We start from the raw sequence: 24184 nt of genomic DNA, 5'->3' as shown, positions 1-24184 counted from the left end.
CCTGACCCCCGTACGGGATCTTGAGGCCGCGAGCAGCCCATGGCAGGCTGAAGCCGCATGATCGATGACATCGCGAAAAGCACCCTGCACGGGAGACTGCGGCGGGACCGCGAGGCGCTGCTCTGGAAACTCGACGGCTTGTCCGAATACGACGCCCGTCGACCTTTGACGGCGACCGGGACGAACCTCCTCGGCCTGGTCAAACACGTGGCCACCGTCGAGGCCAGGTACTTCGGCGAGGTCTTCGACCGCCCTTCCCCGGAACCGCTGTGCCGGTGGCAGGACTCCGACGGCGGCGACCTGTGGGCGACCGAGGACGAGACCCGCGATCAGATCGTCGGGTCCTATGGACGCACGTGGGAACACTCGGACGCGACGATCAACGAGCTTCCCCTCGACGCCCCCGGCCACGTGCCGTGGTGGCCGGAGGCGTCCCCCAACACGAACCTGTTCGCCATCATGGTCCATGTCCTCGGCGAGTCCATCCGGCATGCCGGGCACGCCGACATCCTGCGCGAGAGCCTCGACGGCCGGACCGGGGTGCGCGCCGAGAACGAGCAGCAGATCGACGCGGAGGCCCGTGCGGCCTACTGCGCGAGGATCGAGCAGGCCGCCAGGTCGGCCGCACCAATCGGGACTTAGAGGCACTGCTGTTGTTTGAGGATCGGTGATGGAGTTCGAGAAGGTCGGGTGGATCCGTTCCGGGGACGACGCGGAGAAGTACGTCAGGGCCCAGGAACTCCCCGGCTCCCCGAGGGGGAATGGATCGTGGACTGGTTGGGCTGGTCCGGGAGCTGCGGCGCCGTCCCGTCGGGACCCTGGAGCCGCATGAGCTGGCCCGGCTCATCGGGCAGGACGTCGGGTTGCCCTGGCTGCTTCCGTTGGCCGTGGAGATCCTGCGGGACTCCGCGCCGCAGCAGGCGGGGGCGGCTGGTTCGACGACGACCTGCTGTACGCGGTTGTCACCAGGAAGCCGGAGGTCTGGGCCGCCGCCCCCGAACTCGCCCGCGAGCTCCGCGACGCCGTGGCCGTCCTGACCGACGTGTCGCGCTACGTCCGTCAGGATCGCGCTACGTCCGTCAGGATCGCGCTACGTCCGTCAGGATCGCGCTACGTCCGTCAGGATATCGACGCGTTCCTCGCGGCGGTTCCCGGGGACGACTGAGCCAGCGGGTGGAGGCCGCCGACATGCTGCATGAGACCGAGGACATCGAGCGGGAGAGACTCCGCGTCGCCCGGCGCCCCGCCGCGCACAACGCGCCCCCGGTGCTGAGCTGGTTCGACGTCACCCCGACCGTCCCCGGCGACGCGTACGAGGGCCGCCTGCGGTCCGTGCTCGACGCCGCGCTGGGGCTTGCCCTCTCGGCGGACTTCACCGAGGAGGACCTGCCGGTGGCAGCCGTCCCCGAGTGGTTCACCGATGTGAGCGGTCGCCCCCTCTCCGCCGACGCGCCGGAGTTCGCGCGGCGCGGCAGAGAGCGCTACGCGGCGGCGATCCGGGGAGGGTCCTGGGAACTCCAGGGATGGCTGCACGAGTTCGACCCCGATTCCGAGAGCCGGGGCTGGGCCTGGTGGGACCTGACGCACTCGGCGGACGGCACGGTCCGTATCTGGGCCGACACCTGGGGCGAGTCCTTCTTCGCCTGCGACGAACTGCGCTGGCTCGCCTACGTCGCGGGTGGCGAGAGCGTGAGCGGGCCGTATCTCGCCAGGGTCGACGCCTGGCACGCGGCGGTGGCGGTCCGGGAGGACGGCGAAGACGTGAGGGGGGCAGAACTGGCGCACTCGCTGGCCGAGTCCGGTCTGCGCTACCTGGGCCTCGCGGACCCGACCGCCCCGCTCCTTCCCCCGTGCCTCGCGTTCTTCGCGGATGCCGTGGAGACCGGCGGCGAGGAATGGGCCGTGAGCGTGGAATCCGATGATCCCGACCTGCGGGAAAGCGTGAACCACCAGTGGTACATGCTCGGCGCGGACCAGGGGCTGTTCCAGAGGGACGCTCCGGAATTCCTGCTCGCCGTCGGCGACGGGGAAAGCGCGACCGCGCCCTCGGACTCCCTGAGGTGGGCACGGGTAGCCCTCACGGTGGACTCTGACATCGCGGGCCACCTCGACTTCGCGATGCTGTCCCTCGACGGCAACGTGGTCGTGCGAGGGGTGGCAGGGGAGAAGTGGACGGACTGCGTCCTCCTCAAGGCCCCCCACCGCTTCCCCGCGCTGCGAGAGCTCGGCACCCGCATGGCAGCGTCGCCCGAGACCCGGCAGGGGACGCGAGAGGCACTGCAGCGCTGGCTGGAGCACACATCTCTCGACTGAGGGGGCCCGGCGGCGTGGGTCGACGCGGCGTGGGTCGACGTCGGACGGGTCCGGGCAGGCGCGTCGCGTCCAGGAGGAGCGGCACGTTCAGTCGTCCGCCGTCCCGCCCCGCCCCCCGTACTCCAACTCCCGTGCCCGCAGCCCCGCCTGGAAGCGCGACGTGGCTCCGAGTGCCGCCATCAGGTCGGCCACGCGTCTGCGGTACGTGCGCAGAGACATGCCGAGTTCGCGTGCCGTCACCTCGTCCGTGTGGCCCGCGCCGAGTGCCCGGAGGATCCGGCGTGCCTCCTCGTCCAGTGCGGGAGGCCGGGCGCGGCGGTAGTCGGCCAGGTCCGCGGCCGTTTCCCAGGCCGCGTGCACCAGGGCCCTGACCCCCTCGACCGCGATCGGGGACTGGATCACCGTAAAGGTCCGTACGCCCCGGACCGGAGCCCCCGCGAGGATCGCGACGCGCCGGTCGATGACGATCGCCTCGTGGGCGAGCGGCGCCGCCGAGATGCGGACCTGGGCGCCCGACTCGGCGATCCGCAGCAGCCGTTCCTCGGACTCCTCGTCCGCCAGTGCCCGTGGCGTGTACAGCTTTCGCATCGTCAGGCCGCCGGGTGTGAGCGGAGGCCGCCTGCCCCCGGCGAACGCGGCGTTCACCCCGGGCGAGAACGTCACCAGGTCCGCCGCCGCGCACAGGAACTCCTCCCGGGCCCCGGTGAACAGGTCGCCCGCCCGGCGCACCAGTTCCCGCTCGCCCCGGAGGGACACGATCTGATCATTGTGCGATGTGCTCGGCATGGTGGCGACAGTCTGCGGCGCACCGCGCAAGGGGTCAACGCTGGCAGCAACTGGCCATGTGTTCGCGTACGACATGCGTACGCCGGAGGATCTGGGCCATGGCGATCACCAGCAGCACCAAAGAGGACACCAGCGGCCCCAAAGAGGACACCAGCGGCCCCAAAGAGGACACCAGCGGCCCCAAAGAGGAGACGGGCGGCACCGCCGCCCTCGCGGGGCACTTCCGTATCGGGGGCGAACTCGTCGTCCACCGCATGGGTTTCGGGGCGATGAGGCTGCCCGCCGCTCACTGGGACGGGCCCGCGCACGACCCGGACCGGAGCATCGCGGTGCTGCGCCGCGCCGTCGAGCTCGGCGTGAACCACATCGACACCGCGGCCTTCTACTTCTTCGAGGACATCGCGGCCAACGATCTGATCCGCAAGGCCTTGCAGCCGTACTCCGACGACCTGGTCATCGCCACCAAGGTCGGGCCCGGCCGACGCCCTGACGGCAGCTGGACTGAGCCCGCGGACCCGGCGGAGCTGCGCGCGGCCGTGCACCGGAACCTGCGCGAGCTGGGCCGTGACCACCTCGACCTGGTCTACCTCCGGTTCCTGCGGAGCGACGGCCCCGGCGAGGACCGCTTCGCCACGCTGGCGGCGCTGCGCGAGGAGGGGCTCATCCGGCACCTCGGCGTCAGCAACGCCACGCCGGAACAGCTCGGGGAGGCGCAGGAGATCGCGCCGGTCGCCGCCGTGCAGAACAGGTTCAGTCCGCTGACGCGCGAGCACGGGGAACTGGTCGGGCTGTGCGAGCGCCAGGGCATCGCGTACGTCCCGTACTTTCCGTTCGGCGGCGCCGGAGCACCCGACCTTGAGGCGCTCCGGCGCGTTGCCGACCGGCACGGGGCCACACCGGCCCAGCTCACGCTGGCGTGGCTGCTCGGCAGTTCCCCGGCGATGGTGGTGATTCCGGGGACCTCGTCGCCGGACCATCTGGAGGAGAACGTGGCGGCGGCCGGGCTGCGGCTCGACGCCGAGGATCTGGCCGAGCTCGCCGATCAGGCGTAGCCCACCGCGGCTACCAGACCTCTTCCACCCACTCCGGGTGATCGATGAATGGGTTCCGGTTGTGCTGGAACTTGTCGAATATGACCTGGTTCCGGTTCTTCTCGAACGCGTCCGGCGGGTCCTCGTCGCTCCATTGCTTCAGGACGGAGAGGCGGCCGATGGCGGGCGCGCTGCCGTTGTCCACCTTGTCGTTGGGCTCCAGGTCGGGGAAGCCGCTCTCGCCGTCGTACCGCACGGCCATGTAGAGGATCATCCGGGCCACGTCGCCCTTGACCGCGTCGCGGGGCTCGAAGGAGTCGCCGTCGGTGAGGTTGCCGGGCGCTCCGTCGACCGCGCTGCCGCCGTTGTCGAAGTCCTTGTTGCCGCGGATGCTGTTGACGGTGACGTCCTCGGGGCGCAGGTGGTGGACGTCGGTGCCGGGCCCGGTGGCCGTGCCGAAGTCGCCGTGGGACTTGGCCCAGACGTGCTCGCGGTTCCAGTCGCCCTGGTCGCCGCCGCTCGCGCTCTTGCTCCGCGAGGTGCCGCTGTAGAGCAGGATCACGTTCGAGCTGTCGGCGGGATCCTGGTCGGTGGTCTTGAGCGCGTCCCAGACCTGGTCGTACGTGAGCTTGGTCTGCTCGCTGATGATCGTGTGCAGCGCGGACTTGAGCTCGGGGCCCGTCTTACCGGCCGCGTCCTTGTAGTACGTGTCGTCGTAGGCGCCGCCGACCGCTGCGGGGGCGGGCGTGGGGGAGGGCGTGGCCGTCGCGGTGGCCGGCAGGGTGATGCCGACGAGCACCGCGGTGGCGGTCATGGCCAGTGGTTTCCAGCGGAGTACACGCGGGAGGGGCATGTGGGGGTGTGTCCTTTCCCGGAGGTCTCGCGCGTGCCGTACGCCGGGCCGGGCGGCCAATCGGCTGGCGGTCTACGCGAGTTGACTAATCAACCACCGGGAGGGTGACACGGATGTGCGTACGGTCGCGTGAACGAGATGGGGTGGTTGGGTGACGATGTCATGGACACGGTCGCGGAGGGTGAAGCTCCGGGGGTGACGGCACTTCCGAATGACGGAAGCGTGACTCCGTAAAGTAGTTGCGTGGGTCATGGAGTGGATCTACCGTGCTGACTGCTGACTGCTGACTGCTGACTGCTGACTGCGGGCCTCCGGGCCGCACGCCTGTAGGAAACGGGCCTGAGGAGCCGCGTTGACCGACCATCTATCCGTCCTCGGACGCGGCAGTGAGTCGACAACGTCGGCACCCCGTGGCGGGCTTGTCGTCGGAGTGCTGCTTTCGGCGATGTTCATCGTCCAGTTCGACTTCTTCGTCGTCAACGTGGCCGCGCCTTCGCTGGAAAGCGACCTGCACGCCGGCGCCGGAATGCTCGAACTCGTCGTGGGCGGTTACGCGTTCGCCTTCGCCAGCGGAATGATCACGGGCGGCAGGCTCGGCGACATCTACGGACACCGTCGCCTCTTCGTCATCGGCATGGCCGCCTTCGGAATCTCCTCCCTGCTGTGCGGCATCACAGCCACCCCCGGGCAGCTCGTCGCGGCGCGGCTCGTGCAGGGCGCGGCGGGTGCCCTGATGGTTCCTCAGGTGCTCGCCGTGATCACCGCCCACTTCTCGGCCGCCGCCAAGCCACGGGCCATCGCGGGCTATGGCATGGCCAGCGGGCTGGGTTCCATCGCGGGCCAGGTCCTCGGCGGTGGGCTCCTGGAACTCCACCTGTTCGTGCCCGGCTGGCGGTTGATCTTCCTGATCAACGTGCCGGTCTGCGCGGTCGCCGCCGTCCTGGCCGCCCGCCACCTGCCCGGCCCCGTGCCGAGGCGGAACGTCGGGCTTGACCCCGTCGGCGCGGTCGGTGTGAGCCTCGCTCTCGTACTCGTCCTGCTGCCGCTCTCGCTGGGCAGGACCGAGGGCTGGCCCGTCTGGTCGTGGATCTGCATGGGCGCGGCCGTACCGGTGGCGGTCGGGACGCTGTTCTGGGAGCGCGCGCTGACCCGCGGCCCGGGCAGCCCCGTGCTCGATCTGACCCTGTTCCGCAGCTCCTCCTTCAGCTCCGGGATGGTCGCGGGCATCGCCTTCCAGCTCTACTTCGGCAGCTTCATGTTCACCCTCACGCTGCTGCTCCAGTCCGGGCTCGACCTCGGTCCGCTCGGCGCCGGTCTCGTCTTCGCGCCCATGGGCGTCCTCTTCGCGGGGAGCTCGCTGCTCGGCCGCAGGCTCGCGGACCGGTTCGGTACGAGCGTTCTCATCGCGGGGAGCGCGGTGACGGCGGCGGGGCTGCTGTTTCTCGCGGGGCTGCTCCACACGTCAGCGCAGGACATCGGCGTCCCCCTGGTCATCGGGTGCCTCTGCCTGGTCGGATTCGGCAACGGCCTGGTGCTGCCCGCGCTGATCGGCGCGGCCCTCGTCGAGGTGCGCCCGGAGAAGGCCGGGGTGGCCTCCGGGGTGCTCACCACCACGCAGCAGTTCGCGAGCTCGGCGGGCGTCGCCGTCGTCGGCGCGACCTTCTTCGGCATGCTCGGCGCACGGCCCGCTCCCGCGGACTACGCCCGCGCGATGACGGGTTCCGCAGTGATCGACCTGGTGCTTGTGGTCGCCGTCTGCTGCATGTGCTGGGTCATCAAGCGCATCGCCGAATCCGAGCGGTCCTGAGAATTCCTGTGAAGACGGCCGTGCGCCCCCCTCACTTCCGCCGCGGCGACGCGAGCACATAGCGCCCGCCCCCGCGCGGTTCCGCGTGTTCGCCGACCTGCCAGCCCGCCCGCTCCAGGGCTGCCCCGCACTCCCGCAGCCCCTGCGGCGTCGGTTCCCGTACGGCCACGGCCTCCGGCTGCGGTGTCTCCGCGACCCGGTAACCCGCACGGCCGGGGCCCGCCGGGCGGCACCCCGCCGCCTCCAGGGCCAGCGCGGCCGCCCGCACGAGGTGTGTGCGCTCCCAGGCGCAGGGGCGGTCCGTGGCGCCGTCGGGGTTCGTCATGCGGCGCAGCTCGACCAGGCCCTCCCAGGCGCTGCGCACCTCCCGCGCGCGGGCGGGGCCCTCGGCGCCGGGCGGCGCCGTCTCCGTGCCGGTGCGCGCGGCGAAGGCCCCGGAGGCCGCCGGTGGCGGTTGTTCCGGAACGGTGGGCGTGGGCGTGGGGGTGGGGGCGAGGGCCGGGCCCTCCTCCCGTACGCGATGTCCCGCGGGCGTCAGGAAACACGCGTGGGGCGGCCGGGGGTGGCGAAAGGCCAGGCGCGCCCGCACCAGGCCCGTCAGCTGGGTCTCGCTGCCGGACAGGCGCCCCGTCTGCGGGTCCGCGGCCTCGATGATCCGTCGCTGTGCGGCTGTCGGAGGCTTCACCGCGCACACACCCCTTCCCCGGCCGGTTCCATCACCTGGGTCCGATGGTGCCCTGTGCCACTGACATCAGCCGGTCGGGACCACTGACATCAGCCGGTCGGGGCCACTGACATCAGGAGTTCGAGGACCCGGCGGTCCTCGTCCGCGCCCGCCCGCTCCCCGGGGCTGCCCGGATACGTGTCCAGGAGCACGTCCGTGGCGCCGAGACCGGCCAGCGTCTCCAGGTCGCCGCGGATCTGGTCGAGGCTGCCGTGGCCGAGCGGCCGGTCCGCGGTGTCCTGCTGCTGCCCGATCCGGATCTGCAGGCGCGGCACCAGACCGGGCGCGGGGCGGCCCGCCGCCTCGGCCTCGGCCGCGATGCGGGGCAGCGCCGCGGCAAGGAGCTCCCGGCTCGGCATGAACGGGTGCCAGCCCTCGCCGAGGCGGGCCGCGCGGCGCTGCGCCGCGGGGGAGTTGCCGCCGACCCAGACGGGGAGGCAGGGGCCGGTCGCGGGGGCGGGCGCGGTGCGCACACCGTCGTACGAGACGTATGTGCCGTGGAAGGACGTCGGGTCGTCGCGCCAGGCGGCGCGGATCGCGGTGAGGTACTCGTCGGTGATCGCGCCGCGCTCCCGGAACGGCACGCCGAGCACCTCGTACTCGGCGGCGGACCAGCCCACACCGGCGCCGAGGATGAACCCGGCCTCGTTGAGCCGGTCGATGTTGGCGGCCAGGCGCGCGGTCTGCAAGGGGTGCCGGTAGGGGATCACGGTGATAGTGGTGCCGAGCCGCAGCCCCGGCACGCGCCCCGCTAGGTGCGCGGCGAGCACGAACTGGTCGTAGAACGGCGCCGGATAGACCTCGTGGACGTCGGGGGTCACCGCGATGTGGTCGGAGATCATCGCGAACTCGTAGCCGAGCTCGCGGGCGTCGGTCGCCTGCCGCACGAGGGAGGCGGGGGTGGTGCCGGAGCCGAAGTTGAGGAGATTCACGCCGTATCGCATGGGCGCAGTCTTGATGATCATCATCGAGCCTGTCGAATGCGAGGGAGGGGTGAAGGGAGGCGGCGGACGGGGAGGCGCGGGTCAACTCACCAGTTGCGGGCGCAGGTTCCAGCTCGCCACCACGTGCCGCCGGTGCTCCGTGCTCAGCCGGCTCACCGTGCCGGTGGCGAGAAGGAACATCGAGCCGCCCGACGCGGGCAGGCCGAGGCGGCGGGCCGTCAGGACGCGCAGGAAGTGGCTGTGGGCGAAGAGGACGACACTGCCCTCGTTGTCGGCGAGCGCCGCGTCCACCTTGGCGAGCATGCGGTCGGCGCGCTCGCCCACCTGCTCGGGGCTCTCGCCGGGGTGCTCCGGCGGGCCGGGCGCGACACCGTCCGTGAATAGGTACCAGTCGGGCCGGGTGCGGTGGATGTCGAAGGTCGTGATGCCCTCGTACGCCCCGTAGTCCCACTCGCTCAGGTCCGGGTCCACCCGCGCGTTCCCGAAGCCGCACAGCTCCGCGGTCTCCCGCGAGCGCTGCCGGGGGCTGGTGAACGCCGCCCCGATCCGGAACCTGCCGATGAGCGGGGCGAGCGAGCGGGCCTGCTCCCTGCCGTTGTCCGTCAGGGGGATGTCCGTCGAGCCGGTGTGCTGCCCCGACAGGGACCACTCCGTCTCGCCGTGCCGGACGAGGAGCAGATCACCCATGGTCGCGCCGATCCTGTTCTTCCGGTGGTGGCGGAACCGTCCGGCACCGCCACCACCGAGCCTGCCATGCCCCCCGGGCGGTGCGCCCGGCGGGACCCGGCAAGCGGGTCCACCTGCGATCTATAGGTGGTCTACAGGTGGTCTACAGGTGGTCTACAGGTGGTCTACATGCCTTGCGGCACCCGCGCCGGACGGCCCGAGCCGCGTGTCAGGGCATAGCCGCCGACGCCCGCGAGCGCCGCGAGGACACCGCCGGCCGCCGTCCAGAGCCAGCGCGAGGACCACCAGCCGCCCGACCAGCCGTCCTCCGGCTCCACGGCGGCGGCGGTCTGCTGCTTGTCCGAGCCCGCGCCCGGCACCAGCGGCTTCCCGAGCGAGCCGTCCACCGCCTGCGCGCCGCCCGCGTCGGTCGCGGTGACCTTCGCCTCGGCCCGCACCGGCAGACCCAGGTCGTCCGCCTTGAGGCCGGTGACCGTGAGCCGCAGGTAGTAGGTGCCCGGCAGCGGATCGTTCGCCCACTGCTCCGACCAGGACCGGACGGTACGCAGCGTGCAGGAGAGCGACACCGACGCGGCGTCCTGCGCGGCCGTCCTCGCCGGGGTGCCGAGCCGGCAGGCCTGGCGGCGCCGCAGCCCGTCGTACACGTCGACCCGCCAGGTGGACGCGGCGTGCCGGGCCGCGGCGTCGGGGAGCTTCACCGTGGCGTGCACGGTGGCGCGCTGCCCGGTGTCCACGGGGAACGCCCAGTACAGGTAGTCGCCCGTGGACGCCTCCGCCGAGGCCTCCTGGTCGATGCGGAGCGCGGTCGCGGTACGGAAGGACGTGCCCGCCTCCGTGACCTTCTCGGCGGGCACGTCGTCATCGGCCGCCGCGATCCCCGCGGCGCCGGTCAGGGCCAGCAGAGCGGCGCCGGTCACCGCGGCGAAGCGCCGCACCACACGTGTCGTACGCATCAGTTGGTCCTCCAGACCGCGAAGCGCCAGCGCGAGACCCAGCCCCAGACCAGACCGGCGAGGAAGCCGATGAGGACGAGCAGACCGAGCAGCCACCAGCCGTGGCCGAGCCCGAAGAAGGCGACGTCGGAGGCCTCGTCGGGGGAGTCGACCAGGTCGACGGCGAGCTCGACGGGCAGGCCGGGCGCCGTCTTCACGGACGCGGGGGCGGAGAACGAGTTACTGACGCGCAGACAGACGGTGTCGGCTGTGTTCTCGTCGTTCTCGTCGTTCTCGTCGTCCGCCTCCGGCGTCGGATGGCGCAGGCCGGTCGAGATCACGTCGGTACGCCCGTCACCGGACTCCTGGCCGCGCACGAGCTCACGGCCCTGCGGTGTCTCGGCGCGCAGCAGCACGCCGTAGTCCTGGTTGACGGCCCGGTCCGCGGACACGCTCACCGAGGCGCGCAGTTCCTTGCCCGCGGGGACGTTCACGCGGTACCAGCGGTGCTCGCCGAACTTCTCGCGGTCGGTGTAGAGGCCCGACTTCAGTTCGGGGGCGTCGGTGCACTGTGCGGCGCCCTTCGCCTCGACGGGCGTGACGACCGGGTCGGCCGCTCGGTCCACCAACTGCTTGACGCGGCCGGAGAGTTCATCGGTGTGCCGGACCGACGTGTACGTTCCGCCGGTGGCCTCGGCGATGCAGCTCAGCTGGTCGCGGGTCTTGGCGTCGGGCACCAGGCCCAGCGTGTCGATGGTGAGGTGGATGCCCTTGGCGGAGATGTCGCGGGCGACCACGCACGGGTCCAGCGGCTGGCAGGTGTCCTCGCCGTCGGAGATCAGCACGATGCGGCGGCTGCGCTCGGCGGTGTCGTCCGTCAGGTCGTGGGCGGCCTTGAGCAGCGTCGGGCCGATCGGGGTCCAGCCGGTCGGCGCGAGCGTCGCCACGGCCGTCTTCGCGTCGGTGCGGCCCGCCTTGTCGAGCTGCTCCACGGGGTAGAGCAGCTCGGTGTCCTTGCAGCCCGTCTTGCGGTCGTCGCCGCGGTAGTTGGCGCCCAGGGTGCGGATGCCGAGCGCGACCTCGTCCGGGGTCGCGTCCAGGACCTCGTTGAAGGCCTGCTTCGCGGCGGCCATCCGGGACTTGCCGTCGATGTCGCGGGCCCGCATGGAGCCGCTGACGTCGAGGACCAGCTCGACCTTGGGGGAGGGCTGCGCCGGTTCGTCGTCGTCGGCGGCCGCCGCGGGGCCTGCCGTGACGAGCCCGGCGGTCAGGGCGGCGAGCAGGGCGATGGCCCAGGCCGCCGGCCGTTGTCTTGTGATCATCGCCGGATACTATTGATCTCGGGCGCGCATCCCCAAAACGAGGTCAGAACGGCACGCACAGCCACCGCCTGACCACACGTCACGCCATCGCGTACGGGCGCGGGTAGGGGTAGGGGTCGGGGTCGGGTACGGGCGCGTCAGCGCTTCAGCCCGCGACCCCCGAACGCGCCGGATCCGTCCGCCTGCCGCCACCACGACTCCATCGCGGACTGGTCCATGGCCCGCCAGTCCGGGGTCGCCCGGACGAAGGCGTCGCCGAGGCGCCGCCCGAGCTCCACCATCGCGCGGCCGGACGCGGTGCGGTCCGCGTCGTACCTGGCCAGGGCCTGTGACCAGGTGTCGGATGCGGTGAGGGCGGCCTCCAGGGCCGTGGCGTCCTGCAGCGCCTTGACCGCTCCTGCGCCGGTGTGCGGCCGGGCCACCGCCGCCGCGTCGCCGGTCAGCAGGACGCCGTCCGCGGTGCAGCGGGGCGCGGTGAAGTCGTACATCGGCTGGAGGAAGAGTTCGTCGGGTGCCGTCTCGCGCAGCAGCGCGCCCCAGTAGGGCGGCAGCAACTCGTCCGCGACGTACGCGAGATGGTCGGCGAGCGCCTTCGTGAGGCTGCCGGGCGGCAGGCTCGTGGGGCCGGTGAGCCGCAGGTCGCGGCCGAGTCCGAGGTCGAGGTCCGGGGGTGGGGCGGTGTACAGGACCCAGTTGACGCGGTGGCCGCCCGCGCCGTCGGGGATGCGGTAGATGATGACGTGACCGCCGGGGAAGACCGCGTACACGCAGTCGTCCCCGGCCCACCGTTCCGGCTCGTCGAGGCGGGCCTCGGGGAACGCGCCGCGCCAGGCGAGATAGCCCGCGTACGCGGGACGGACGTCGCCGAAGCGGGCCGCGCGGACCGCCGAGCGGTAGCCGTCGGCGCCGATGACGAGGTCGTGGTGCGCGCTCCCCGCGTCGGTGGCCACCTCGACGCCACCGGCGCCCGGGAGCACGGCCCGCACCGTGGTGCCCGCGCGGAAGTCCACGCTCCGTGGGAGGCGGCCGCGCAGCTCCCGCCGGAGCGGGCCCCAGTTGTACGTACGGAAGGGGAACGGCATCACGGCGATCTCCCGGCCCACGGGGGAGGTGACCGCGTCGTCCCGCACGTACCAGCGCCGCCGCACGAGCTGCACCCACGGCATGCCCGCGTCCAGGTACCCGGCCGACTCCAGCTCCACGTAACGGGAGTCGTGCACGGCGAGCCCCACGCCTCGGTCCGCCAGATCCCCCGCCGCACGCTCGTACACCGTGATCTCGTCCGCGCCGCCGCGGTGCGCGGCAAGGGCCGCGGCGCACCCGGCGATGCTCCCGCCCACGACGGCGACCCTGCCTCCACGCATCATGGCGCCATCCTGGCAGCCCTCGTGACCGCCTGTCAGCGGAGCGAGACCCCGCGTCCGGCGAAGAACGGCTCGAAGTCGGCGGTGGACAGCTCGGCGGTGCGGGTGCGGGCGTCGATGCCCGACGGGTTGTGGAAGTGCAGCAGCCCTTCGGGCGTACGGCGGGTGAGCAGGACGAGGTGGCCGCCCCTGCCCGGCGAGGGCCGGTGCGGGCGGCGGATCTCGAAGTGCACGGAGGCGATGACCTGCCGTCCCTCGTCGAGGAGCGTGCAGATCTCCTCGACGGTCAGGTGCCGGTGGACCTCGGCGCCGAGGCCGAACTCGGCGCGGGCGTACTCGGCGAACGGGGCGTAGATCATGCCCTTGATCACCCCGCTCTCCTCGGTGTACGCCCCGTACTTGAGCGCGCCGTCGCGCAGTGTGAAGAGGGGCGGGGCGGATGTGCCGAGCGCCATCTGAAAGCAGGTGAGCCCGCACAAGTGGCCGCACCAGCGTGCGTAGTCGTCGAGCGTGGCCGCGCCCGACGCGCGCCACGCGGGGTCGGCGGCGCGGTCGAAGCCGTCGTACACGATGGGCGCGACGAGTTCGGGCGAGGCGAACTGCGTGTGGACGGGCGCGGCGCAGGCGGCGCAGGGCGGCACGGTGCTCCCGGAGATCGGTGTCAGCGCCGTCAGCGGCGCCGGCGGGCGGGGGATCACTGACGATAGCTGCTGAGGAAGCGGCCGATGCGGCTGATCGCCGCGTCCAGGTCGTCGGCGTGGGGGAGCGTGAGGATGCGGAAGTGGTCGGTGCGGGGCCAGTTGAAGCCGGTGCCCTGGACGACCTGGATCTTCTCCTGGAGGAGGAGGTCGAGCACGAACTTCTCGTCGTCGTGGATCGGGTGGACCTTCGGGTCAAGGCGCGGGAAGGCGTACAGGGCGCCCTTCGGCTTCACACAGGAGACGCCGGGGATCTCGTTGAGCTTCTCCCAGGCCTTGTCGCGCTGCTCGTACAGCCTGCCGCCCGGCGCGGTCAGTTCGTGGATCGACTGACGGCCGCCGAGCGCGGCCTGGATGGCGTACTGAGCGGGCGCGTTGGGGCACAGCCGCATGGAGGCGAGCATCGTCAGCCCCTCCAGGTAGTTCCTGGCGTGCTGCTGAGGGCCGGTGACGACCAGCCAGCCGGACCGGAATCCCGCCACCCGGTACGTCTTGGACAGGCCGCAGAAGGTGAGGACGACGAGGTCGGGGGCGAGGGCGGCGACGCTGTGGTGGACCGCGTCGTCGTACAGGATCTGGTCGTAGATCTCGTCGGCGAAGACCATCAGGCCGTGCCGTCGCGCGAGGTCGAGGATGCCCTCCAGGATCTCCTTGGGATAGACGGCGCCCGTGGGGTTGTTGGGGTTGATGATCACGACGGCCTTGGTGCGGTCGGTGATCTTCGAGGCCATGTCGTCGAGATCGGGGTACCAGTCGGCGGACTCGTCGCACACGTAGTGCACGGCCTTGCCTCCGGAGAGGGTCGTCACGGCGGTCCACAGCGGGAAGTCGGGCGCGGGGATGAGGACTTCGTCGCCGTCCTCAAGGAGGGCCTGTACGGCCATGGTGACGAGCTCGGACACGCCGTTGCCGAGAAAAACGTCGTCTACGGAGACATCGGTCAGGCCGAGCGCCTGGTAGCGCTGGGCGACGGCGCGGCGGGCGGAGAGGACACCGCGCGAGTCCGTGTAGCCGTGCGCGTTCGGGAGCATCCGGATCATGTCCTGGACGATCTCCTCGGGCGCCTCGAAGCCGAAGAGCGCGGGGTTGCCGGTGTTGAGGCGAAGGACGCTGTGGCCCGCCTCCTCCAGGGCGTTGGCGTGCTCGATGACGGGGCCCCGGATCTCGTAACAGACCTCGCTGAGCTTGCTCGACTGCCGGAACTCCATGCGGTGCGCCTCCCGTGACGTGTGTTACTTGGTTTTACCAAGTCTCCGCTTGGAAAGTCCAACAACTTGCATAGACTATGTCGCATGCCACCTCGCCGAAGCTACGACCAGTACTGCGCGGCAGCCCGGGCGCTGGACGCCGTGGGCGACCGCTGGACCCTGCTGATCGTCAGGGAACTCCTGGTCGGCCCCCGCCGCTACACCGACCTCCACGCCGATCTGCCGGGCGTCAGCACCGACGTGCTCGCCTCGCGCCTGAAGGACCTGGAGCAGCGGGGCCTGGCGACGCGCCGCAAGCTGCCCCCGCCCGCGGCGGCGTACGTCTACGAACTCACCGGCAGGGGACGCGAGCTGCTGCCCGTCCTGGAGGCCCTCGCCGCCTGGGGCGCGCCGGGCCTCGACGAGCGCGCGCCGACGGACGCGGTGCGCGCGCACTGGTTCGCGCTGCCGCTGCTGCGGCCTCTCGCGGAGTCCGGTGCCGAGGGAGTGGTGGAGGTGCGGCTCGCCGAGGGCTCCTTCCACGTACGCCTCGCGGACGGCGCGCGGGCCTACGGCGACGGGCCCGCACCCGACGGGGCCGACGTCCTCGTCACCCTGGACGCCGGGACCTGCCTGGCGGTGAGCCGCGGCGAACTCACCGTCGGGCAGGGCGCGCGGGAGGGCCGGATCGAGATCACCGGCGATTCGGTGCTCGCCAAGGCGCTGCGCGAGACGTGAGCCGCGCGCGACGCGAGGGGAGAGGCGCCGCGGGGCAGGGGGCCCGCTACGGCAGGGAGCCCGTCACGGCAGGGGTACGCCGCGGGCGGCCACCCACAGCTCGTACCACTCCTCGTGGGTGAGCTCCGGCTCGCGCGTGACGGCGTCGCGGCACGCGAGGATGCGCTCGGGTCTGCTGGTGCCGATGACCGGCGCGATACCGGCCGGATGGCGTTGCAGCCACCACAGCAGGATCGTCTCCGGCGTCGTCCGCTTGCGCTCGGCGAGCTCGGCGACGAGCCGTGCCGCCGGTGAGTCGCCGTCGCCGGTCCCGGTGAAGCGGCCCTGGGCCAGGGAGCCCCACGCCTGGAGCCGGACGCCGTTGGCCACGCAGTACTCGACCGTCCCGTGCGGGAAGCCGTTCTCGGTCGCGTCCCGCGTGTTCAGCAGGACGCCCGCCTCGACCCAGTCCCTGCTGCCCAGGCTCATCTCCAACTGATTGACCGCCAGCGGGAGTTCGAGATGGGCCTGCAGTGCGGCGAGCTGGGCCGCGCTCATGTTCGACACACCGAAGCGGCGTACGAGGCCCTGCCGGTGCAGGGACGTGAGCGCCTCCGCGACCTCCGCAGGAGCGGCCAACGGGTCGGGCCGGTGCAGGAGGAGCACGTCGAGCACGTCGGTACGGAGCCGGGTGAGGCTCTCCTCGACGCGTCGGACGATGCTCGGCCCCCGCAGGTCGTACATGCCCGGCAGGCCATCGGCGGCCTGCCGGATGCCGCACTTGGTCTGCAGGACGATGCGGCTCCGGAGCTCGGGCGCCCTGGCGAGCAGTTCGCCGAAGACCGCCTCGGCCTTGCCGCGCCGGTAGATGTCGGCGTGGTCGAACGCCGTGATGCCGATGGCGAGGGCCGCCTCGACGGCGACCTCCGCGTGAGCGATGTCCGACGCGGTGTACGGCACGCTGTCCCAGGTGCCGCCGAGCCCCATGCATCCGTACAGCGGCTGCCCGGCGGGCATGTCGAGCTGTGCAGTCATGTCTCTCCGTCCATGGTGAACCCCGTCATCGTCCCGTCCGTGGTGAACCCCGTCATCGTCGCGCACGACCACGCCGGTCGATCAGCTCCCGAAGGGGACGTCGTCCGTCGTGGCCATCCGGCGCGTGTCGTCGTAGGCCCTGACGAAGTCCTGGATGTGGCCGAGCGCCTGCCGCGCGGACGACTCGTCCGTACCGCAGCCGCGGGTGCCGGAGACGCCGTCGGGGTAGCAGGAGGCCCGGTGGCCGTAGATCAGCCCGTCGGCGTCGCCGCCCGACTCCTCGAGGAGGCGGTCGGTCGCCTCGCGGTCGCCCGCCGCGGTCGTCCAGCCGAAGGTGCGCGCCAGTTCGCCGCGGTCGCGGGCCTGGGAGCCCAGGCGCACCTGGTCCCGCACCTTTCCGAGGACGGTCGGCAGGTTCAGGTTGAACAGGCCCTTGTCCATGACGCGCTGGTTGTGGGCGATGGCGCCGCCGGACTCGCCGTACTGGCGCAGGACGTCTTCGGCGTCCCCGCTGATGTCGACGCCCTCACGGCCGTTGAGGCCGCCGCTGACGTCCTTCCAGCCGGCCCCGCCCGCGGTGCCGTAGAACCCGTAGAGGACCCGGACCCCGGCGCTCTCCAGCTTGGTGCGGGCCAGGTCGCGCAGGGCCGCGACCGAGCAGTGGCGCCACTTCGCGTCACCGCTGTCGCAGTAGTCGGGGTTCTTGATGTCCAGCCAGACGAACCCGATGTTCTTGCCCGCCCTGCGCTGCTCCGCGATCCGGTCGAACATCTCCGCCATGGTGTTCCCACCGCTCGTGGGCAGCCCGTCATGATCGGCCCACCAGCCCTTCTTCCAGGCGGTGGCGTCGATCTCCATCGCGTTGGCCCCGTGCTCGAGCGCCTTGTCGACGCCGCCGACGGTCAGGACCCGGTGCGCGATGGCCCAGACCGGCCGTTTGTCCCGCTGCTGGGTGCCGGACGCGGTGGCGTCCTCGGCGGTGGCCTCATGGGTGGTGGCAGTGGCGGTGGCGGCGAGGGCGGACGGGCCGGCGAGCCCCACCACCAGGGCGCCGCACGCGGCGGTCAGCGTCGCGGCCCGAGCGGTCGAGCGGGTGCGGGCACGATGTGTCACGGTTGTCTCTCCATCCGTTCCTGTGCGCGCTCCGTCCGGGCGCGGCAGCAGGAAGCGGCACCGCGGGAGGAGGCGCGCCGGGCCCCTGGTCTCGGGATCCGGCTCAGCTACCGCACCTGCCCAGCCCGCACCGCGCGAAACACCCCCACGCCCCGCCGCGTTGGGGCAGGTCGGGAGGCGATGATCACGCGCTATCCGGGGTGAGCCTCGATGGGCGCTCCCGCAACCGACCCGGCTCTCGCGGCGCCGTAGGGTTCGAGCGCCCGTCGCAGACTTTCGGGGACGCGGGTCGGCGTGGCCTTGTCACCGTCGCCGCGCATACACGCGACACGCTGTCGGCCCTTCGCGACCAGGTGCTCGGTCCGGTCCGTCTCGTCGATCCTGACGTAGGCGAAATCGAACTCGATCTGGGTCTGGGTGAGGTCAACGAGCGTCATACGGATGGACAGTTGATCGAATGCCGTCAGTTCGGCGAAGTACTCGCATGCGCACTTGATGGTGAACAACTTGAGCCCGTGTGCGATCTCGTCCAGGATTTCCGGGGCCTTCTCCTTGAGGAACATCTCCCTGCACCGGCCCTGCCAGCGGAAGTAGTGCACGAAGTAGACGTTGCCGACGAGGTTGGTCTCCTCGAAGCCGACGAGGTGCGGGATGTCGAAGCTCGGCACGGTTCAGCCCTTCTCGGTCACGGCGATGACGATGACCTCGTCCGGGGTGGGCGCCGCAAGGGTGACGGCGAATGTCCACACGAGGTCGCGCCCATGACGCAGCACGAGCCAGCCTTTGTCGCGGGCTGGCTCATCCAGGATCAACTTGGGCTGTGCCACGGTCACACCGAGCTTCATGACGGCCTCGCGGGCGCTCCAGACCCTGGTGGCGGCGGTGGCGAACGACTCGTTGCCCGCGGTGCCGCACATCTCCGCGAGCGCGACGCCGGACAGCCCGAGAAGTCCGCGCCACTGCTCCATGGTGCGTTCCCTGACCGCTTCGATGTCGCAGCCGACGGGACGAGAGGAGGCCACGGCGGCGGTGAGGCCGGGGCCGTGGGTCGCGCTCATCGGTTCGGTGGTCTCGGGTCGGCCGTCGGGGCGATGCCGCAACGCCACCGGGTGTCCGAACGCGGCGGCCAGCGCGCGCTCCGTGATGGACCGGCGACTCGGAATGCGCCGCTCGCCGCCGGGGCCTGCGAGCGTCCCGCCCGCGCGGAGCGATCCCGAGGAGGCTGCGGGGTGATCGCGAACGACCGCGAGACGCAGCGGTTCAGGGAGCACCTCGTCGAGATGACGCTGCAAGTACGGACCCAGAAGCTCGGGGGTCCACGCGCGGCCCGCGTGAGGTGACGGGACGGCGGTCAGTTCGAGCGACTCCCAGATCGCGACCAGCGCACCGTGTTCGTCGCGCACGACGACGTCGTAGACGTAGGTACTCCCGTCGTGGGCGCGTTCGGCCGCCACCAGAGTGAGCTCCCCGGCCCTCTGCCGGTGGGGGAACGACCGCACTCGGCCGATCTTGGACGGCAGCAGGGTGGAGTCGGGGACACACACTTGCAGCGCGTGCATGAACGCGTCTCTGGCGGCCGGGTCCGCGAGCAGCAGCGCGCCCGGCAGGACGGGAGAGAACCAGCGGCTGTCGGAGCAACGGATCCGCGCGACACAGCGCCGCGCGGATATCAGGCGGAAGTCGGTCACCGAGCGGAACCGGGGGCCGTGAAACATGATCCGGTCGTAGAAGTCGACTTCGATGTCCATCGTGGTCGGACCGATGGTCGCGGCCCTGTCGGCAACCTTGAGCAGCGGATCCCAGCGCTGCGTCCCGGCCGTCGGCTCCGACGCCTCCTGGTGCCCGGCGGGAGCGGGGCCAGAATCATCTCGGCGCAGGCACACTCCACGGAAGTGATCGACGTGGAACAGCGTTTCGGCCGACCGGATCGCGACCTGAACTTCATCACCGGCCCGCAGCGCGGCAAGCCGGATCGTCGTCGTGCCGTCCGCGGTGACCCCGATCGGACGGTTGAACTCGATGTCGCGGAACTCGACCGGCTTTTCGACCGGCTTTTCGTCCGGCTTTTCGTCCGGCCTTTCCTCGCCGAACAGCGCCGACGCGACCTGAGCCATCGCTTCCATGCCCATGACCGCCGGGAACAGCGCATGCCCGGACAGTCGGTGATCGTCGAGATACGGGTCGGCCGTCGAGGAGAGATCCGCCTCGACGATCAACTCGATACCGGGGACGTGCAGCACCGGACGTTCGAGAAAGCGCAGCAACGGCAGCTCGGTCGGCGCGAAGGTGAGGGTCGGGAGGCCGATGGCCCTGCCGAGCACCACCACGTTCGACGGGGCCGACCGCGTGCGCAGCAGCTCAAGGAGGACGGCGACCCCGACGTCCGTGGGGATCGGCTCGACCCCTTCCCTGGTCAGTACATCGAGCACGCCGAGCCGTTCGCCCATCCCGGTGCCTGACCACACCGACCACTCGATGTTCAGGCAGCGGCACCGCGGCAGCCGTTCGCCGAGCGAGTCGATCGTCGATCGCAGCCAGTCGTTGGCGGTGGCGTAGTGGCCTTCTCCGCGCAGCCCCGCGCGTCCGATGATGCTGCCGAATCCGACGACGAGCCGCAGGTCGGAGGGGTCCACATGGTTCAGGACATTGCGGAATCCGCCGACCTTGACGGCAACGGTGCTTGTCAGTTCGTCGTAGGTCAACGAACCGATGGAGACCGGCGTATTGATCCCGGCGCCGTGGAGGATTCCGGTGATGGCTCCCAGTTCCTTCCGGATCGCCTCGGTGGCGGCGGCCACCTGCTGTACGTCGGTGACGTCAGCGGAGTAGTAGCCCACCTTGGCGCCCGAGTCGCGCAGCCGGGCGACGTTCGCCGCGACCTCCGCGTCGGCCGCGGCGTCGGCCCGCCCCAGCAACGCCAGGGTGCAGCCCGTCTCGTGGGCCAGGGCGGCGGCGCACTCGACAGTGATGCCGCGCGCGCCCCCGGTGACGACGACGACGTCACCGGCACCGACCGGATAGCCGTCGTGCCCGGTGGCCAGTTCACGGAGAACGGGTTCGGTCCGCCGGGCATCGTCGTCGTAGGAGACCTCGCGGAAGGTACGGGTGGTGGCAACCTCGGAACAGACCAGTGACGCCGCCTGATCGGGCGTGAGGCGGTCGGCGAGGTCCACGATGGTCGTACGCACCGCCGTTGCCTCCAGATGGACCGTCTTGGCCAGTGCGGAGGCGCTGTGGTCACGGTTGACGACGACGAGCCGGGTACCGCGCTCGACAGCCAGCCGTGCCGCGTCCACCATGCGGGCCGCCATGTCGGCGGGGTCCTCACCCTCGGACGCGCCGCTGACGAGCAGGACCCCGTCGCCGACAGGGGCGGCCTCAAGCCGCTGCCGAACCGCGTGCGCGAGCGGTTCACCGGGGGGAGCGAACACCTCCCACGTGCCCGGCCGTTCCTCGCCCGGGCCCGGTGGCAGCGGGGTCGGGACGTGCTCGACCACGAACGGCCGGACCCAGGTACCGATGCCCGTCAGGTCATCGACGGCCTTGCTGCCCGCCCCGTCACCGGCCGTGTGGGCGAGGTCGTCGATCGCCTCCGCAAGCTCTGCGATGGTGGCGGTCGCCACACTGGTGCTCGGCTCGGGCATCGGTGCGCCGAACGTCTTGAGGACCTCGCCCATCAGCTGGGTGATCGTGATGCTGTTCAGATGCAGATCGTCGAGGGGGCGGGTCTCCGGTCGGATCTCGGCGACCGGAAGCTCGACGTGCCCGGCTATCAGGTGTCGCAGTGTGTCCAGCGGACTCCGCGCGTCGGCAGGGACGTCGCCGCGGGCGGCCTCGGCCCGGGGAGGCCGGGCCTCTGCCCGGGGGAGATGCGAGACGTCCGGCGCCTGTTCGCACGGGCTCTCGATGAAGGTGAAGTGCTTGTCCAGCGACAGGGGCCGGTTGAATCGCTCGGCCGCGAGAGCCGCCAGATCAGGACCTGAGCCCAGCACGTAGCATCCCGCGAGCGTTCGGAGGATGCCGGACACCGAGCCGTCGTCGGTGTCCATCGAGACCACCGGAACGCTCGGGCACACCTCGGCCGCAAGGCCGGACAGGATCGTGCCCGGCCCCACCTCGATGAGGAGGTCGCATTCCTCGGCGAGCCGCTCAAGAGCATCGGCGAACCGCACCGGTGCCACGACCTGCCGTTCCAGGAGATCGACGACGCTCGTTCCGGGCTCCACCGGTTCCGCCGTGACCGTCGAGAACAGTCCCGTCCGTTGGACCTCGCCGATACGGGTGTCCTTGAGGTACCCGCGCAACTTGTGTGCGGCGGGGGCGACCAGCGGTGTGTGGAAGGCATGGGAGACAGCGAGCCCGGCGCCGTGCAGCCCGGCCCCCCTCGCCGCCTCGACCACCGCGTCGACGGCGTCCACCGGGCCCGCGACGACAGTCTGGTGCGGACCGTTGTAGCCGACGACGGTGACTTGGGTTCCGGTGAGCAATGGCTCGACCTGCGCCGCGGAGGTGCGGATGGACGCCATCGAGCCGGTCTCGTGCGGCGCCTCCCCGGACTTGGTTCCCGCAGGTCCTGAGGTCGCGTTGTGCATCGCTTCGCCGCGGAACGCCGCGATGTCGACGACCGACCGCTCGTCGAAGACCCCCGCCCAGTACAGGCCGGTGAGTTCGCCGAGGCTGTGTCCGACGCAGCCGGAAGCCGATATCCCCGCCCGGTCGAGGATCCGCAGCCCGGCAAGGGAAGCAGTGACGATACGCGGTTGTGCGTCCTCGGTCGCGGCGCCCGGGGGCCGCGTGCCTGCCTGCCGGTAGAGGTCCTGGACGACTTCGAACCTGTGCGCCGGTGCTCCGCCGTCGCCACGCCCTGGGGCGCCCTGGCCCGGGAACAGGAACCCGATCCGGGGGGCTTGTGCGGAGTGGGCGAGGAACCGGCCGTGACGTGGCGCGAACACATGCGTCTCGCCTGCCGCGATGGCATCAGCGAGCGCGCGGAGACTCGATGCCGCCGTCGCGGGCTCGGATGCGACCACCGCTGCCTTGCACGCGAAGTCGGCGTCGGTGCGCGTGAGTTCGGCGGACAGGTCGCCGAGTTCGGCGTAGGAACATATCGCCGCGACGTCCGCTGTGTGACGGAGGCTGCCTTCGAGGTCATCGAAGCCGGCTGCCGAGAGGACCAGCAGTTCGGTGTCCTGAGGCGTGTGTGTCAGATGCCTGTGGAGAGCCGCGGGAAGCGCTGTGGGCGGCTGGGTGGACTCCAGCGCGACGTGGGCGTTGATCCCTCCGAAACCCAGCGACGAGGTGCCCGCGCGGCGCGGCGGATCACCGGCTCCATCGCCCTGCGGGTCCGCGGGCCGCGGTGTCGGCCAGGGCCGCGGCGTGCGGGGAAGCCGCAGCCGCGTATCGGGGAGGTCGAGTATCGGGTGCGCCTCGCTGTTGCCGGCGATGGGTGGGATCGTGCCGTGGTGCAGGGCAAGGGCGGCCTTCATCAGCCCGGCGATACCGGCGGCAGCCTTCGTGTGCCCGATGTTGCCTTTGACCGTGCCGAGGTAGACGGGCTCGCCGTCGGCCGGGCGGTCCGCGCTCACCCGGTGGAACACGTCGAGCTCGGTCCGGTCGCCCAACGCCGTACCGGTTCCGTGTCCCTCGAAGTAGTCGACGGTCTCGGCACCGAAGCCCGCCATCTGATAGGCGCGTTCCATGGCGAGCAGGTGGCCGTCCGCCTCGGGCCGTGAGATGCCGCCGTGGCCATCGGAGGAGACCCCCCAGCCCGCGATGGTCGCGTAGCTCCGCAGGCCGCGGGCGATCGCGTCCTCCTCGCGGACGAGCACCAGGATGCCGCAGCCTTCGCCTGGCCAGAAGCCGTTTGATTTCCGGTCATAGACCGTCATCCGCGAGGTCGCGAGTGCTCCGGTCTTGGCGAAGCCGACCAGCTCGAACGGGTCGATGGACGTGTCGACTCCGCCGACGACGGCGGTGTCGAGCTGCCCCGCGGAGAGGGCGTTACCGGCATTGGCCACGGCGAGCAGGGACGACGAGCAGGCGCCGTCCACGATGAAGCCGCCGCCGCCGAAATCGAAGTGGTTGCAGATGCGTCCCGCGATGGTGTTCGCCAGGCCGCCGGCCAGGCTGTCCTCGTTGATGCCGGGGTAGGGGGCCTTGTACTGGATCTCGTATGCGTCGACGAATTCGGCGATCTCGTCGACCGTCCAGCCCTTGTCCTCCAACGCCTTCGCCAGAGTACGTCGCACATAGGGCCACCTGAGCCGCATGCCGTTGGCCCGAGTCATGTCCCCGGTCAGGGTGTTGCCGAGGACGACGCCGGTGCGGGCACGGTCGAGCCTCTCGCCTTCGGGGAAACCGGCGTCCTCCAGCGCTGCCGCGGCGGTGTCCAGGGCCAGCCAGTGCGCGATGTCGGTGGACCGGTAGACGCCCGCGGCGACGCGGTGTTTCGTCCGGTCGAACTCCCAGCCCTCGATGACCGCGGCATGAGTGGCGTAGTGCCGGTCCGGTGCGGCTGGATCGGCGGCATAGTAGTCCGCCGAGCTCAGCCGCACGTCCGGCAGGCGTCGGAAGGCCCGCCGTCCGGCAAGAACGTTCTCCCAGAGCTGCCTCGGGGTCTTGGCGTCGGGGAATGTGCAGGCCATCCCGACGATCGCTATGCGTGTCATGGA

General features: G+C 71.4%; 20 protein-coding genes. 6 read left to right on the top strand and 14 right to left on the bottom strand.

All coding sequences use genetic code 11. From position 1 onward, the window contains the following. Positions 1 to 57: 57 nt before the first annotated feature. The 3 genes from ABZ953_RS28145 to ABZ953_RS28135 all read left to right on the top strand — a co-directional run bounded on the left by ABZ953_RS28145 (position 58) and on the right by ABZ953_RS28135 (position 2313). Positions 58 to 642 (top strand): DinB family protein, encoded by a 585-nt coding sequence (locus ABZ953_RS28145; protein WP_361729140.1) that lies wholly within the window; start codon positions 58 to 60, stop codon positions 640 to 642. A 119-nt stretch (positions 643 to 761) separates the two neighbouring features. After that, entirely contained in the window at positions 762 to 1037 is a 276-nt protein-coding gene (locus tag ABZ953_RS28140) for a contact-dependent growth inhibition system immunity protein (protein ID WP_361729137.1), read from the top strand. A gap of 151 nt (positions 1038 to 1188) precedes the next feature. Then, positions 1189 to 2313, top strand: a complete 1125-nt coding sequence (locus tag ABZ953_RS28135; protein WP_361729134.1) for a hypothetical protein — start codon at positions 1189 to 1191, stop codon at positions 2311 to 2313. Positions 2314 to 2400: 87 nt separating this feature from the next. On the opposite strand, the gene ABZ953_RS28130 is transcribed toward ABZ953_RS28135, so the two are convergent. Next, a complete protein-coding gene (locus ABZ953_RS28130; RefSeq protein ID WP_361729131.1) occupies positions 2401 to 3099 on the bottom strand; it encodes a DNA-binding response regulator in 699 nt (232 codons plus the stop codon). A 98-nt stretch (positions 3100 to 3197) separates the two neighbouring features. Between ABZ953_RS28130 and ABZ953_RS28125 the strand changes: the two genes are divergently transcribed. Then, on the top strand, positions 3198 to 4151 hold the full coding sequence (locus ABZ953_RS28125; protein ID WP_361729128.1) for an aldo/keto reductase: 954 nt from the start codon (positions 3198 to 3200) through the stop codon (positions 4149 to 4151). 10 nt (positions 4152 to 4161) lie between these two features. Here ABZ953_RS28125 and ABZ953_RS28120 read toward each other — a convergent pair whose 3' ends face one another. Then, on the bottom strand, positions 4162 to 4983 hold the full coding sequence (locus tag ABZ953_RS28120; protein WP_361729125.1) for an endonuclease: 822 nt from the start codon (positions 4981 to 4983) through the stop codon (positions 4162 to 4164). Between the two features lie 352 nt (positions 4984 to 5335). Between ABZ953_RS28120 and ABZ953_RS28115 the strand changes: the two genes are divergently transcribed. Further along, positions 5336 to 6790: an MFS transporter gene (locus ABZ953_RS28115; RefSeq protein ID WP_361729122.1), complete on the top strand. Its 1455-nt coding sequence runs from the start codon at positions 5336 to 5338 to the stop codon at positions 6788 to 6790. A 31-nt stretch (positions 6791 to 6821) separates the two neighbouring features. Here ABZ953_RS28115 and ABZ953_RS28110 read toward each other — a convergent pair whose 3' ends face one another. The 8 genes from ABZ953_RS28110 to ABZ953_RS28075 all read right to left on the bottom strand — a co-directional run bounded on the left by ABZ953_RS28110 (position 6822) and on the right by ABZ953_RS28075 (position 14669). After that, a complete protein-coding gene (locus ABZ953_RS28110) occupies positions 6822 to 7475 on the bottom strand; it encodes a hypothetical protein (protein ID WP_361729119.1) in 654 nt (217 codons plus the stop codon). Positions 7476 to 7564: 89 nt separating this feature from the next. Beyond that, positions 7565 to 8458 carry a TIGR03619 family F420-dependent LLM class oxidoreductase gene (locus ABZ953_RS28105; protein ID WP_361729116.1) on the bottom strand — a complete coding sequence of 298 codons (894 nt, stop codon included), beginning with the start codon at positions 8456 to 8458 and terminating at the stop codon, positions 7565 to 7567. Positions 8459 to 8539: 81 nt separating this feature from the next. Beyond that, positions 8540 to 9145: a histidine phosphatase family protein gene (locus tag ABZ953_RS28100; protein WP_361729113.1), complete on the bottom strand. Its 606-nt coding sequence runs from the start codon at positions 9143 to 9145 to the stop codon at positions 8540 to 8542. 164 nt (positions 9146 to 9309) lie between these two features. After that, positions 9310 to 10098 carry a hypothetical protein gene (locus ABZ953_RS28095; RefSeq protein ID WP_361729110.1) on the bottom strand — a complete coding sequence of 263 codons (789 nt, stop codon included), beginning with the start codon at positions 10096 to 10098 and terminating at the stop codon, positions 9310 to 9312. Then, positions 10098 to 11399, bottom strand: coding sequence for a VWA domain-containing protein (locus ABZ953_RS28090; RefSeq protein ID WP_361729107.1), 1302 nt, complete (start codon positions 11397 to 11399; stop codon positions 10098 to 10100). The genes ABZ953_RS28095 and ABZ953_RS28090 overlap by 1 nt, the downstream gene beginning before the upstream one ends. Before the next feature lie 137 nt (positions 11400 to 11536). Then, positions 11537 to 12766, bottom strand: coding sequence for an FAD-dependent monooxygenase (locus tag ABZ953_RS28085; protein WP_361729104.1), 1230 nt, complete (start codon positions 12764 to 12766; stop codon positions 11537 to 11539). A 32-nt stretch (positions 12767 to 12798) separates the two neighbouring features. Further along, complete coding sequence (locus ABZ953_RS28080; protein WP_361729336.1) at positions 12799 to 13404, bottom strand: peptidase; 606 nt, start codon at positions 13402 to 13404, stop codon at positions 12799 to 12801. 53 nt (positions 13405 to 13457) lie between these two features. Beyond that, on the bottom strand, positions 13458 to 14669 hold the full coding sequence (locus tag ABZ953_RS28075) for a pyridoxal phosphate-dependent aminotransferase (protein ID WP_361729102.1): 1212 nt from the start codon (positions 14667 to 14669) through the stop codon (positions 13458 to 13460). A gap of 84 nt (positions 14670 to 14753) precedes the next feature. Here ABZ953_RS28075 and ABZ953_RS28070 point away from each other — a divergent pair, with 84 nt between their 5' ends. Further along, entirely contained in the window at positions 14754 to 15386 is a 633-nt protein-coding gene (locus ABZ953_RS28070; protein ID WP_361729100.1) for a winged helix-turn-helix transcriptional regulator, read from the top strand. Between the two features lie 63 nt (positions 15387 to 15449). Here ABZ953_RS28070 and ABZ953_RS28065 read toward each other — a convergent pair whose 3' ends face one another. The 4 genes from ABZ953_RS28065 to ABZ953_RS28050 form a co-directional block, all read right to left on the bottom strand. Further along, a complete protein-coding gene (locus ABZ953_RS28065) occupies positions 15450 to 16400 on the bottom strand; it encodes an aldo/keto reductase (RefSeq protein WP_361729098.1) in 951 nt (316 codons plus the stop codon). Between the two features lie 81 nt (positions 16401 to 16481). Next, positions 16482 to 17513 (bottom strand): phospholipase, encoded by a 1032-nt coding sequence (locus tag ABZ953_RS28060; RefSeq protein WP_361729095.1) that lies wholly within the window; start codon positions 17511 to 17513, stop codon positions 16482 to 16484. A gap of 191 nt (positions 17514 to 17704) precedes the next feature. Beyond that, positions 17705 to 18181 (bottom strand): acyl-CoA thioesterase, encoded by a 477-nt coding sequence (locus ABZ953_RS28055; protein ID WP_361729092.1) that lies wholly within the window; start codon positions 18179 to 18181, stop codon positions 17705 to 17707. A gap of 3 nt (positions 18182 to 18184) precedes the next feature. Continuing rightward, positions 18185 to 24181, bottom strand: a complete 5997-nt coding sequence (locus ABZ953_RS28050) for an SDR family NAD(P)-dependent oxidoreductase (protein ID WP_361729089.1) — start codon at positions 24179 to 24181, stop codon at positions 18185 to 18187. Positions 24182 to 24184: the final 3 nt, after the last annotated feature.

It is taken from the genome of Streptomyces sp. NPDC046465, from assembly GCF_040646035.1.
Lineage (GTDB): Bacteria > Actinomycetota > Actinomycetes > Streptomycetales > Streptomycetaceae > Streptomyces.
The sequence above is the reverse complement of the archived record's forward strand: the minus strand, read 5'-3'. Positions and strand labels throughout refer to the sequence as shown.